Raw genomic sequence first — 12722 nt, 5'->3', positions numbered from 1 at the left:
TCTAGTTTTTATCTAATAGGGCTTTTATGCTCCTTTTGTCTGTTTGTAAAAGAAAGTTTTCTCTAAAATACTCGAAAAAATCCTAAGGACATCCGATGCAGCTGATTACCCTTACCCCGATTCGAAGCCATCTGAATTTGAAGGTGGGTGTTAATGAACAAAGTCAGGGGTATAAGATATTCCTTGATAGCCTGTCACAAGCTGCTCCTTCTATCCGAGTGCAGCAATTTCGTAATGAAAAAGCCTACGAAAAGATAAATGTAGATGACCGAAATACACTTTGCTTATTTCGACTGAAACAAGATTACCCTGAGTTGCAAGCTCAGTTAGATGTTCAGGTTTATAGTAACTGTATGAGTATTGTTTCGATCTGTTTTGATCTTGAAGATACGGAATATGGGAGCGAGCTGGAAACGTATTTACAGACGAAAACAACCGAGTTAATTGATCGCTTTTATCGAGAGATTCTTTTCCCATTGCTTAAAAGTCTTCCTCAGTCTGTGCAGCCATCTTATCTGGAAACTGTGGGTAAGTTTACGGGTTTCACGGATATTAACATGCCCTTCACGGGTGACTCTGAGGTGGAGCAGTTGTGGAGCTCAAGTTTAATGCGACTTAGTCATTCCGAAATGGCAGAGAATAAACAGGCGATAGTTGATTGGCTACGAGATACGCCTTGCCCTGAAGATGCAAATAAAATAATACGCGGTGAAAAAAACCATGCCCTTTCCTGGCTTCACTATGTCTTAGTGGAAGAACAGAAGGGCGAGCTAGATTACATGCTAGAAGCTATGTGCTTATCTCAGTATGTATATGCAGTGCAAGATGTATGTAATACGCATTTATATCGTGCGATCTCTGATGCATATTTAGAAAATAATACCCATAGTGCAGAGCAAACCTTAGATGGTATTCGTGCAATCACTAGAATGCATACTTGTGCTTACCAAGAAAGTTTAAAATATCTACAGCGGGATAAGAAGCAGCTTATCGAGCAGATTCTCAGTGGGTGGGATTTCAATAAATTAACTGAAAACTCCCAACGTTTATTGGATACCTGCTCTAGTCGTCTTAAAGATATTCATACATCACGTTCAGAAAAAAGCACCTTCTATACCGACCTAATTTTAGTGGGTATAGGTTTTATAAGCTTATTTGATCTTGCTGTATCGCTCTCTCAATATAGCCGCGCATACACATCGAACGCAACGCTAGGTTATCGGGATGTGGAACCGTCCGGCTTTTTGACTGAAATAGCGAGTTGGGAAACGGATAACTTGCTGATGTTAAGTTGCGTTATGATCCTTTCATTATTAGGAGGCTATTGGTATGCCAAAAGCCGCTAATTTATTACGTGCTGGGTTATTAAGTTTTTTATTTTTCTGCTTACCCCTTCAGGCCCAGCCGTTTGCGCCATCAGAGGTCTATACCGCTCACTGGCCTCCATATGTGAATAAACCCGGTATGGAACTAGGTACAGCATCAAGCATAGTGCAGATGGTTTATTACCAGATGGGGTTGTCACCCTCTTGGCAAGAGCTGGATTATTACTTTAGTTATCAACAGGTGGTAAAAAGCGGTGTTAAGGCCAGCTTCCCCTATTTTTGGACACAGCAGCGTGCGGATGAAGTATTGTTTTCTGCGCCGTTGATGAAGGTTGAGAATGGTGTTTTTTACTCAACACAAAACAATTCAGTTGAGCCAGATCTGACTGACATTAATCACCTAAAAGTGGGCCGAGTGGCTGGCTATAGTTATGGCGAAAAATTAGCTTTTTTACTTAATGATGCGACAGTCTTTAGTGGAGAGGTAATGGCGATTACAGCACTGGTAAAGGGCGAAATAGATCTGTTACCTATCAGTGTCGAAGTTGCACGTAACTTGATACAAGAGTATTACCCCCATCGTATTCACGAATTTAAATTATTAGCAGGGTACAGTTCAAAGGATGCTATCCACCTAATCGCGCCTAAAACTGAGGAAGGTGCTGCGTTTATTACTAACTTTAATACGGCGTTGGCGACTCTAAAGCAGAAAGGGATGATAGACCAAATTTTAAGTGCGCCTAAATTAGGCGGAGGTAGCGGTTATGTCAGGCTTGTCCCAACGGAGGGTTTCCCTGTTGTCACCGGTTTTGAGCTAACCTCAGAGGAGGCTGACAAGCTTTTTTATGTGGTTCCTCAAGGCAGTCGAGCCGTAGTGTTGAGCTGGGATCAGGTTGTATTAAAACCTCATGCCACAGAGAAAATTTTCGACGGTATGATGAATTACTCAAAAGTACGGATTGTAGATGGCCCCCACGCGGGGCGAGAACTCTATGTGCGAAATATGCATTTAGAGGTTGATTAATTAGTGCTTGAATTAACCTTAGGTTGGGCGGGGACCGCCTTATATATATTTGCACATGGATGGATATCGATTTTAAAACGTAGTTCAGATCGTGGTTACTATGTAATCAATTTCTGTGCTGCTGTACTTGTCGTTGTTTCTTCTATGCTTCTCTCATCATGGCAGCCGGTATTGATCAACGCTTTTTGGGCATTGATCAGTCTTGCTGCGCTTTATCGGTATAAGTTGCCGGCACTTTTTCTGACTAACCGCTATCTCGCTTTTCTTGTTTGTATTGTTTTTTGTATTGGCTGTATCTGGTTTTTGCTAGTTGATCAGATGGTTGGGCTATATATCTTGGCATGGAGCTCGGTGATTGCTTTTTGCCTATCTTATTGGCGTTTTTCTAGTCGGCAGTTATCACAAAAAGGTTATTTTCTATTTAGTGCTTATGCTGCTTTTATTCTGTTGCCGCAACTTTATTTAGATGAAAATTGGCCTGTGTTTTTGTTGGAAGTGTTGTGGGGAAGCTTATCTGTTATTGGTTATTTAAGGCTTAGAGCATGATTAAAGATGCTAAGCCGGTTAGATAAAGATTAGTTAGTGGTTTTTGTAGCGGTGTTTGTGGAACTTTAGATGCTTAAAAGGTCTAAAAGACACTTTATAAAGGATAAAAAAAGGCCTTGCTGTTTGAATTGATCGCTTATAGAGATTTATTTGCGAGTGGCTTTATCCTTAGTGAGTAAGGTAAATAAAGCCAAGTAGGAGTGTTTTTTCTTTTAGTGTGCAAAAAAAGAGATGAATTTGTAATGTTGTATATGTGGTTAAGATCTCATGCTTTTTTTGCCAAACTCTTTTTGTAATTCTTCTGCTTTATGGAGTAGTTCTTCAGAACGTTCTAATGCGTCTTTTAAGTTCTGAAAGCAGCGGAAGTTAGTTCTGTTTTTTGGGGTTGATACTAGAGATGGCTCGGATTGTAGCTGCTCAGTTTTACGTAACTTATTACTGTAGCTAATCATATGAAATCAACTCTTAAGTAGTATTTTGTAACACCATAGTCTTTATTTGTTTTTGTGCAAGCTTATATCTAGTTAATTACTACTTATGTAGTATGTTTTGCTTGCTTAGGCGATGTTGGTATTCTTTTTAGGCTTAACTAGAGCGGTTTGTGTATTAGCTATATTAGCTATTTTTAAATTAGAAGTAATCGTTATTGTCGCTCTTTTTGTATAGGGTAAAGCGTTTGAATTTCAGTAAACGGCTTAGCGTATGAAGATAAAACCATATCAATATTACGGCGATAAAAACGGTTAGTTTTGAAGATGTTTCTTAATTTTAATTTATATGAAGTAGAGTAAGTTTATGTGCTCTATTATTTGTAATATAAGAGTAGTAAAACATAGATATAGACCTGAATTTTTTTAGCTTCTAGAATGAAACAAAAAAGTACAAATCGCGTGACTCTTTTCTTTTTAGTTAGATAAGTGGACGCAGTGTCGCTTTATTTATAGGTATATTTTGATGTTGCGTAATCTTTTTCTAATAATTGGTTCTCTCTTTCTTTGCATGATATTAAGTAGCTGTTCTGAGCCTGAAGCGAATCAGGTGAAGAAGAAAAAAGAGCATCTGGTCCAAATCGTTGCTGCATCAAAAGTTAGTACCTCTATAGAGCGAGAACGAACAGGTACATTGCGAGCCCACCAAGATATACACATCTATAGTCAGGAGGAGGGCAGCATTACGTTCTTCCCTTTTTATGAAGGTGATCAGGTAAAGGCTGGGGATATAGTTGCGCGTCTTGATGATCGTTTGTTAAAAGCACAGTTTAAACGTGCACAAGCCTTACGCAGTAAAGCGGAAAAGGATTTAAAGCGTATCCGCGGCTTAGCGAAACGTAAATTAGCGGCGGAAATAGAATTAACACGGGTTGAAACTGAATTGGCAGTTGCTCAAGCAGACGAGCAGCTTTTAGCGACTCGATTAGATTACACGCAAATAAGAGCACCGATTGATGGGGTTATTAGTGAGCGTTTAACTGAGCAAGGTAATATCGTTGAAAGCTATAGCCATCTATTAACTATCTCCGATCAAAGCTCATTGATTACTGAATTAAATGTATCGGCCTTGTTGATTAATAAACTGCATTTAGGTGATGCGGTTTCTATGACTATTGATGCACTTGCTGGTAGCCAAGATTTAGCAGAACCTTTTGTTAAAGGAAAAATAACCCGTATCTATCCCACCCTTAATCCGGTTACGCGTACCGGGATCGTAGAAATTGCATTGTCTCCTGTACCTAAAGGCGCTCTACCTGGGCAGTTGGCACGGGTTAAATTAAAAACTCAGGAAGCTGTTCGGCTGTTGATTCCTTTTGCTGCCCTTAGACGTTCTTCGCAGGGGGAATATGTCTATATTATCGGTGATGATAATCGGACGGAGATTCGACCAGTTGTGAGTGGGTTGAAAATAGGCGAACAAATTGAGATTTTAAGAGGCCTTGAAGAGGGTGAAAGAATAGTAACTCGGGGCTATACGAATTTACGCAATGGTACGCAGGTCAAAGTTATTGCATCGAATACAGCACCTGCAGAACTTAATAACAACCTTCGCATAGACTCTCCTAATGAATAACCATCGTAAAAGCATTGCCAGCTGGTCCATTCGCCATCCTGTTGGGGTGAGTATGATTGCTGCGGCTGTGATTGTCTTGGGATTATTTACACTTAGCCGTTTAGCTATAGATCTTTTACCTAATATTATTTATCCAGAAGTGCGTGTGCGCATTATCGATAGCGGTGTACCTGTTTCTGTGATGGAGGATAAAGTAACTCGCCAGCTTGAAGAGCAATTAGCAATTACAGAAGATGCAATCAGTGTTCAATCTAATACAACGCGCGGGCTCTCAACGGTTGATTTGGCGTTTGATTATGGGAAGGATATTGATATTGCGCTACGCGATGCCAGTACACGATTAGACCGCGCAAAAAGATTTCTTCCCGATAGTATTGATCCTCCCGTTATTTTTAAACTCGATCCATCTCAAATTCCCGTTATGGAGTTTGTTATTAGTTCTCAATTCAGAAACGGGGTCGAGCTTCGCCGTTGGGTAGATGATGTATTTGCTAAATGGTTTTTGAATTTGCCTGGTGTCGCTGCTGCTGAGGTGGGTGGTGGACTAGAGAGAGAAATTCAGATTATTCCTGATCAAAGTCGCTTAGCGGGGTTAGGGCTGAGTTATCAAGATGTTATTGATACTTTGGAAAAATCTAATAGCGATGAGCCCATAGGGCGATTGCAGATGCCCGCCCATGAAATTACGGGCCGTATTAGCGGTCGCCTTAAAAGTGTGGAGGAGATAAGGCAACTTCCAGTGGCCCAGCATGCTGGGAACACCGTCTATCTTAGTGATGTTGCTGAGGTGCTTGATACCCATGAGGATGAGCGTATTAAAGTACGTGCTAATGGTATTGGTGGCATCAAATTATCTATCCAGAAGCAGCCTACAGCTAACACCACGTCAGTAGTTGATGTAGTTCAAGAGCGATTGCGTTGGCTCAAAGAACAGAAAATTTTACCTGAAGATGTCAGTGTAACTACTGTATCTGATCAGTCTGTTTATATTTTTCAATCTTTACAAAATGCTAGTTTAGCGGCCATTAGTGGTGCTTTGTTGGCGATGTCGGTTGTGTATATCTTCCTAGGCAACTTACGTCGCACGCTGATTATTGGTAGCGCTATCCCTATTGCCATTATGTTTACCTGTGTCTTGATGGGGCTCGGTGGGCTAACTTTAAACGTGATGACCTTAGGTGGTTTAGCGTTAGGCGTGGGGATGTTGGTAGACAATACGATTGTGATGTTGGAAAACATATATCGACATCAATGTGAGCACGAAAAGCCTGAGGATGCGGCCTCTGATGCGGCTACAGAGGTAAATGGGGCTATCATCGCCTCCACCTCTACTAACCTGTCTGCGGTATTACCTTTTCTCTTTATTGGTGGGCTGACAGGCTTGTTGTTTCGGGAGCTGATTTTTACTATCTCTGCGGCCATTTTTGCATCAATGATTATTGCGTTAACGCTAGTGCCAGCTTATGCCGCGAAAGTGACTAGCTTGAATACAAACTGGCTGCGTAAACAGGTGGATAAGGGCGTTAACCACTTGCAGGATTTTTACGCGGTTATCATATCTAAAGTACTTAAAGTACGTTGGCTTACGGTGGTTTTATTTGTCCTTGGTTTAGCGGCTAGTGTTCCTGTTTTTATGAGTGGTAAACAGATATTTTTGCCGCAACTGGATGATGGGCGTGTTCGAGTGATTGTCTCTGCTGATATTGGTATTTCATTGGAAGAGATGGATGAGAAAGCGCATATAATTGAAAGCTTGTTTGCCAAACAGCCAGAAATCGATACTGTTTTTACTTTAGTAGGTGGTTCCGTATTTGGTCGAACGCAAAGGGAAACACCTAGCCGTACCACTATCATTGCCCAGCTTAAACCTCTATCAGAGCGCTCAGCAAGTAGTCATGAGTGGATGGAGCGTATGAATAAGCAGATAAATGACCTTCAGTTGGCCGGTTTTAAGATTAATATGTCTCAACGAGGTATTAGGGGCATTAGAACAAATAGAGGCGATGATGACCTTAGTTTAAGAATACAGGGTAGTGATAATGAGCAGCTTAAGCTGATTGCTGATGATATCAGCGCGAAAATGGCTAATATCCCAAGTTTGAGTAATATTACCCATTCCGCCGAGGACGAGCAGTTTGAAATTGCCATTACTTTGGATCGAAAGCGGGCCGCACAATTAGGTTTAAATCTACAGGATCTTACTCAAGCCACACAAATTGCTTTGCAAGGTACTGTTGTAAGCGATTTTCTTGAGGGTGATCGATCCTACGATATCCGTCTTCGCTTAGCGCAAACAGAGATAATCTCTCCACAGGATTTAGAGTCTATTATTCTTTTCCCTGCATCGGGTGATTCGCCACCGGTCTATCTTGGTACGGTTGCGTCTATCGAATTGTTAGAAACACCCGCTACGATTAAACGTGATAACCAGATGCGTATTGTTGAGGTAACTGCGTCCTTGACCGGTAATGCTACCTTAGGAGAGGCGGTTCAAGCCTTAGATCAATTAAGAGAGCAGATTGAGCTACCTGCTGGATATACTTTGTATGATGGTGGTTCTAAAAAAGCGTTAGCTGAACAGCAAGAATTAACAGATATTTTATTACTCTTGGCGCTTTTCTTAGTGTTTGTTGTGATGGCTATTCAGTATGAGTCACTAATGAACCCATTAATTATTATTTTGAGTGTGCCATTTGCTTCTGTGGGGGTGGCGTTAGGTATTTATGCATTGGCTCTGCCGCTGTCTATGCCCGTTTGGCTCGGTATGATCATGTTAGTTGGTATTGTAGTGAATAATGCTATCTTGATGGTTGAGTATATTGAGTTGGAACGTGCGCGAGGTGCAGAGTTATCTAAATCGATTGTTACGGCTGCACGATTGCGTTTAAGACCGATTTTAATGACGACATTAAGTACGGTTGTCGGCATGTTGCCTTTGGCTTTAGGTTGGGGCGATGGGGCTGAAATGTTACAGCCCTTGGCTGTGACTGTTGTTTGGGGTCTAAGCTTTTCTATGCTCGTGAGCCTAGTGCTCGTGCCTATTATGTATCATATTTTCCATTCCTTCCGGTTAAAATCATTGCCGGTAGAAACACAAACATCGCTGTAATAAAAATGTGGGGGAGCCGATGCTCTTTTTTAGCTCCCCCGCAAATCTATCTTAGTCTTCGCTTTCGATCACAACTTTGCCGAAATGTTTAGCTTGCGCCATCCATTCATAAGCATCGAGTGCCTGAGAGAATGGGAACTTTTTATCAATCTGAGGATGGATCTTATGGGTTTCCATAGCTGAGATTAGCTGCGTAAGCATCTCGGTGCTGCCGACATAAATGCCTTGAATCCGTAATAGGTTGAAAATAGTCATCAAGCTAATGGAGGGGCTTTCAAGTCCGGTCAGAATGCCTATTAGGGAGACCGTTCCATTGGGTTTTACGCAGGCTGAAGATTTTTCAAATGTACCTGCACCACCAACTTCAAGTACGTTATCTACACCTTCTCCGTTAGTGACTTTTAGTACTTCTTCTTCCCAATTTGGATGAGTTTTATAATTGATTGTGTGATCTGCGCCAAGTGTGCGAGCGTGCGCAAGCTTTTCATCACTGGAAGAGGTGATAATCGTCTTGGCACCTAGGGCCTTAGCGATTTGTAATCCAAAGATAGAAACGCCGCCAGTACCTAGAAGTAGAACTGTATGGTTAGGCTTTAATTCACCAACAGAGACAAGTGAATGCCATGCAGTCGTTGCTGCGCAAGGGAGCGTTGCAGCTTCAGCATATGAGAGATAATCAGGGATTTTGACACTACAATCGGCTTTAAGGATAAAGTAGTCGGCAAGCACACCATTTATACTGCCGCCCATTGCAGAATTAAGTCCATCGTCATCAATTTTTCCCTCTTTCCAGGCTTGGAAAAAGTTGCCAATAACGCGATCACCTGCTTGAAAGTTGGTGACAGAATCACCTACGCTAACAACTTCGCCTGCACCATCAGAAAGAGGGATGATTGGACGTATATCATTCCTTACATATCCACCCATGGTGATCAGTATGTCACGATAGTTGAGTGAACAGGCTTTCATTTTTACCAAAATTTCATCAGCAGCCGGGGTAGGAATATCTATTTCTACTTGTTGGACCGCATTGATGCCATCAGCAGTCGTTACTTGATAAGCGCGCATTATTTTTCTCCGAACAAGGTGAGTTATTAGGCTTACATGGTAAAGCGTATGCCGCAACCATTTGTCTAAGAATTGGTTCTATTTATCTAAGAACCTGTTCTAAAGTAGGTCTTTGCAATGCTCTTTTATAGAACCTTAATCGACCAAGTTTAACGATCGTTCAATTTCATTGTCAAGGAATATGTCGGAGGTCGGATGGGTTATAAAAATACTAGGTAGATCTATCAGAAGAGAATAATGTTAAAGAAAAGTTATTTTTTTAAAAAAGGGGCTTGATTCGCTGATAAAAAATCCCTAAGATTCGCGTCCTCAGTGTGCCGGTATAGCTCAGTTGGTAGAGCAACTGACTTGTAATCAGTAGGTCCGGGGTTCGACTCCTCGTGCCGGCACCATTTTTTTCCTTGTTCTAGGAAAGCTCTTCAATCACTTTATTACGTCCTTAAACTATATCTATATGTTTAGATTACCAGCTGTTTAGGCGTCTACTTGATTAAGTTCACTATCGGCACTGTTGTGATTAATCGCTTCGGCTTCTGCAGCATCTAAGCTAATGGTTTTATTTCGGCCGCTGTTTTTTGCGGTATATAGCGCGACATCCGCTCGCTTTATAGAGTTTTTGATATCATCATCATGGCTAAGCTGAGTAACTCCGAATGATGCAGTGATCGTTAGTGCGTTCCCTTGATGTATAAAAGGTGTGCTTTCTAGTTTTTTACGTACCCGTTCAATGACTTTTTTCGCATTTTCTAAATTTAAGTTAGGCATAACGAAAAGAAATTCTTCACCGCCAAAGCGTGCAACAGAATCATGCTTTCTTATTGTTGTATTAAATATAAAGGCGACATGTTCTAAAACTAAATCCCCTAAGTCGTGACCATAGGTGTCATTAAAGTCCTTAAACTTATCTATATCACCTAAGGCAATACAGCAGTCGGAGTGGTTTGTTTGCTGAATACGTGCCTTTTCATGGGCCAACAGCATATTTGCACTTCTGCGATTAAGTAATTTGGTTGTAGGGTCAAATTGGTATTTACTGATGACTGAGAATTCCAACATTGAAAGCACTTCATTAAAAAAGTTACGTTGGGTCTCTAAGAAATCATCATATTTCTGCTCGTCAAATTGTTGGGTCTTTTCGAGAGAGACTAACAACATTCGTGCTTGGTCATGAAGGGTTTTATGGAGTTGGTCAATTCTTGTAAATGCGTGAGTCTGGAAATCTTTGTCTTTTAATATTGAGTCTATCCATAGGCCAAAATTACAATACTGGTGCGCATCTTCAGCAATAAATGAAGGCTCATCTATTGGCTTGCGTGCTGCAATCGCTAGGCTGATTTTATGCATCCAGTGATGATGATCGGCCAAGGCTGTTTTGATCTCATTAGATAGCCGTTCAACATCTGCTTGATCTCGGCGCTCTAGTAGTGATTCGAACATTTGGTTTTCGCTCTGTTTTTTATTAAAACATACCCTACTCTAATGCTAGTTGGTATGAATGAGGCCGCCAATATATCCGTGTGATAATGTGATTAAGATCAGTAAGGGTTAAATCATTTTTTGGAAAGTGGCCCAAACTATGTCCGGTGTTAACGGAGCAAAAACGGCAGGTTCAGCTTTGTGTGTGTTGAGAGGATAATTTTTAGCTTCTAAGCATTGCTGATTTTTGCCGTAACCACCCACTAAGCCGGGGTCGGTTGGGCCAAAAAGTATTAAGTTGGGTGTATCAAGCGCGGCAGCGAGGTGAGATAAGCCTGTATCTACTGAAACACACCCTGTGGCACTAACAAGCACAGTTGCTATTTCTGACAGCGATAGTTTAGGGAGAACCTCTACGTGTGGTTGGTTGTGCGCTAAGCGCTCGGCACGCTCTTTCTCTGCTTCACTACCCCAAGGGAGTTTAATCTTCCAATCACTGGCTTTTTCGATGAGTGAGATCCAATACTCTTCAGGCCAATGCTTATCAAATCGAGTTGTACTGTGTTGGAATACTAAATAGGGCTCTGTCGGTGATGTTGGTACAAAATGTTGGCGAATGGAAAAATCACCTAGCTGCTTAGGTAGGGGGTAATTTAGAGCTTTGGCAAATAATTGACGTATACGCTCGACAGCATGTAGGTTTTTATCTACATAGATGGGGTTGTCGTAAAAGCGGGCTGCCAGCGGTTCTTTAGCAGACTCTTTATCTAAGCCATAGCTGGGGCCGTGGGCAAGTTTAGAAACTAGAAGCGCGCTTTTTAATAGTCCTTGAGCATCAATAACAAAATCGTAATTTTGTGCCTGTAATTGAGCTTTATAAGCTGACCATTCACCCTTTTTTAAGGTTTGAATAATGCTTTTGCGCCACCGTCTAATCGCAACAGGAATGACGTGATCCACTTTGGGATGCCAATGGGGGATCTCTTGAAACCCCTCCTCCACTACCCAATCAAAGCGAATATCAGGATAGGCAGCAGCGGCATCAGTTAATGCAGGAAGTGTATGGATGACATCGCCCATAGAGGAAGTTTTTACGATCAGTACTTTCATTATTTTAACCACTGTTGCAGTGCTGTATAAGCCATATCTGGGCTGATATCGATGAGGCTTTGATGGTAGCCTTGGTCTGCATCGCCTTTTCTTATTTTGTGAAAACCATCAATCAAGCGGATTATTTCTGCTTGTTGAGATAGCGGCGGGGTGAAGCCTGGGCTGGTGGGCCCATAAAGAGCTACTAGCGGTGTATTAACGGCTGCTGCAATATGCATTAGGCCTGAATCGTTACTGACAGCCGCTTTACACTGCGAAATGAGGTCGATCGCTTGGGGTAAGCTGGTCTCTCCGGCTAGATTATGGCAGCTTGCTTGTTCGTTGCTTGTTAGCTGGTTCTGTATTTGTTGGCAGGTATCTTGGTCTTTTGCTGAGCCAAATAACCAAATCTGATAGCCGTCGGCAATTAGTTTTTTCGCGAGTGACGCATAATGGTAATCGGGCCAACGTTTAGCCGGGCCAAATTCTGCACCTGGGCAGAAAGCAATGGCTTGATCGGTTGTAAGGCTGAACTGCTCTAAAGCTTTTATACGCTGTTCATCGTCTACGGTAAGGCGTGGATAGAGTATGTTATCTAATGCTAAGGCTGACGCTTCTGATGGTTGTGATAAAGCGACATAACGTTGGACCATCAAGGGAAATGCGTCTTTATCTAATACGCGTAGATCATTTAGCAATCCATAGCGCATCTCCCCACGCCATCCTGTGCGTGTTGGGATCTTCGCAAACCAAGGGATTAATGCGGACTTTAAGGAGTTGGGTAGAATAAATGCTTGCTCATAGCCTGTTTGAGCGAGTTGTTTGCCAATTTTTTTCCTCAGTGACCATTGTAAACTACCATGGCCGACCGGCATCTCAATTGCTTGATTGATCTCGGGCATTCTAGCTAAAACAGGACGGCACCAGTTAGGCGCTAATACATCGATTTCTCGTGCAGGGTTTTGTTGCTTTAGATGCTTGTAGAGTGATTGACTCATCAGCATATCGCCAACCCATGAAGGTCCGATAATCAGTGTTTTCATTTGAAGCGACCTAGCATTTGATAAGTAAACGCAGCATT

Annotated in this window: 10 protein-coding genes and 1 tRNA gene; 6 read left to right on the top strand and 5 right to left on the bottom strand. The window is 41.8% G+C overall.

Annotation, left to right across the window (positions count from 1 at the left end; translation table 11 throughout):
- The first annotated feature begins 95 nt into the window (after positions 1–95).
- Genes Q4492_RS10585 through Q4492_RS10575 form a run of 3 tightly spaced genes read left to right on the top strand, consistent with a single transcriptional unit; the run spans position 96 to position 2895 of the window.
- The gene (locus tag Q4492_RS10585) at positions 96–1346 is read left to right on the top strand and encodes a hypothetical protein (RefSeq protein WP_303417713.1); all 1251 of its coding nucleotides are present in this window, start codon (positions 96–98) and stop codon (positions 1344–1346) included.
- A complete protein-coding gene (locus Q4492_RS10580; RefSeq protein WP_303417711.1) occupies positions 1330–2349 on the top strand; it encodes an ABC transporter substrate-binding protein in 1020 nt (339 codons plus the stop codon). The genes Q4492_RS10585 and Q4492_RS10580 overlap by 17 nt, the downstream gene beginning before the upstream one ends.
- Positions 2350–2352: 3 nt before the next feature.
- A complete protein-coding gene (locus tag Q4492_RS10575; RefSeq protein ID WP_303417709.1) occupies positions 2353–2895 on the top strand; it encodes a hypothetical protein in 543 nt (180 codons plus the stop codon).
- Positions 2896–3152: 257 nt separating this feature from the next.
- On the opposite strand, the gene Q4492_RS10570 is transcribed toward Q4492_RS10575, so the two are convergent.
- Complete coding sequence (locus tag Q4492_RS10570; protein ID WP_303417707.1) at positions 3153–3347, bottom strand: hypothetical protein; 195 nt, start codon at positions 3345–3347, stop codon at positions 3153–3155.
- Between the two features lie 502 nt (positions 3348–3849).
- Here Q4492_RS10570 and Q4492_RS10565 point away from each other — a divergent pair.
- On the top strand, positions 3850–4959 hold the full coding sequence (locus tag Q4492_RS10565) for an efflux RND transporter periplasmic adaptor subunit (protein ID WP_303417705.1): 1110 nt from the start codon (positions 3850–3852) through the stop codon (positions 4957–4959).
- Complete coding sequence (locus Q4492_RS10560; protein ID WP_303417703.1) at positions 4952–8068, top strand: efflux RND transporter permease subunit; 3117 nt, start codon at positions 4952–4954, stop codon at positions 8066–8068. The genes Q4492_RS10565 and Q4492_RS10560 overlap by 8 nt, the downstream gene beginning before the upstream one ends.
- A 51-nt stretch (positions 8069–8119) precedes the next feature.
- Here Q4492_RS10560 and Q4492_RS10555 read toward each other — a convergent pair whose 3' ends face one another.
- A complete protein-coding gene (locus Q4492_RS10555) occupies positions 8120–9136 on the bottom strand; it encodes an NAD(P)-dependent alcohol dehydrogenase (RefSeq protein WP_303417701.1) in 1017 nt (338 codons plus the stop codon).
- A gap of 316 nt (positions 9137–9452) precedes the next feature.
- On the opposite strand from Q4492_RS10555, the gene Q4492_RS10550 reads away from it, so the two are divergent.
- Positions 9453–9528, top strand: a tRNA-Thr gene (locus Q4492_RS10550).
- A gap of 82 nt (positions 9529–9610) precedes the next feature.
- Here the strand turns inward: Q4492_RS10550 and Q4492_RS10545 are convergent.
- From Q4492_RS10545 to waaF, 3 genes are all read right to left on the bottom strand, one after another.
- On the bottom strand, positions 9611–10573 hold the full coding sequence (locus Q4492_RS10545) for a diguanylate cyclase (protein WP_303417699.1): 963 nt from the start codon (positions 10571–10573) through the stop codon (positions 9611–9613).
- 108 nt (positions 10574–10681) lie between these two features.
- Positions 10682–11662 carry a lipopolysaccharide heptosyltransferase RfaC gene (gene rfaC / locus Q4492_RS10540; RefSeq protein ID WP_303417698.1) on the bottom strand — a complete coding sequence of 327 codons (981 nt, stop codon included), beginning with the start codon at positions 11660–11662 and terminating at the stop codon, positions 10682–10684.
- Entirely contained in the window at positions 11662–12684 is a 1023-nt protein-coding gene (waaF, locus tag Q4492_RS10535; protein ID WP_303417696.1) for a lipopolysaccharide heptosyltransferase II, read from the bottom strand. Before waaF ends, rfaC begins: the two co-directional genes overlap by 1 nt.
- Positions 12685–12722: the final 38 nt, after the last annotated feature.

It is taken from the genome of Neptuniibacter sp. 1_MG-2023, from assembly GCF_030547185.1.
Lineage (GTDB): Bacteria > Pseudomonadota > Gammaproteobacteria > Pseudomonadales > Balneatricaceae > Neptuniibacter.
This window is presented reverse-complemented; position numbering and strand designations above follow the sequence as displayed.

What these genes read in the sequence shown, in the direction of transcription:
- Q4492_RS10545 (WP_303417699.1), bottom strand. Translation starts at nt 10,573, where the DNA reads ATGTTCGAATCACTACTAGAGCGCCGAGATCAAGCAGATGTTGAACGG.
- Q4492_RS10565 (WP_303417705.1), top strand. Translation starts at nt 3,850, where the DNA reads ATGTTGCGTAATCTTTTTCTAATAATTGGTTCTCTCTTTCTTTGCATG.
- Q4492_RS10560 (WP_303417703.1), top strand. Translation starts at nt 4,952, where the DNA reads ATGAATAACCATCGTAAAAGCATTGCCAGCTGGTCCATTCGCCATCCT.
- rfaC (WP_303417698.1), bottom strand. Translation starts at nt 11,662, where the DNA reads ATGAAAGTACTGATCGTAAAAACTTCCTCTATGGGCGATGTCATCCAT.
- Q4492_RS10585 (WP_303417713.1), top strand. Translation starts at nt 96, where the DNA reads ATGCAGCTGATTACCCTTACCCCGATTCGAAGCCATCTGAATTTGAAG.
- waaF (WP_303417696.1), bottom strand. Translation starts at nt 12,684, where the DNA reads ATGAAAACACTGATTATCGGACCTTCATGGGTTGGCGATATGCTGATG.
- Q4492_RS10580 (WP_303417711.1), top strand. Translation starts at nt 1,330, where the DNA reads ATGCCAAAAGCCGCTAATTTATTACGTGCTGGGTTATTAAGTTTTTTA.
- Q4492_RS10570 (WP_303417707.1), bottom strand. Translation starts at nt 3,347, where the DNA reads ATGATTAGCTACAGTAATAAGTTACGTAAAACTGAGCAGCTACAATCC.
- Q4492_RS10555 (WP_303417701.1), bottom strand. Translation starts at nt 9,136, where the DNA reads ATGCGCGCTTATCAAGTAACGACTGCTGATGGCATCAATGCGGTCCAA.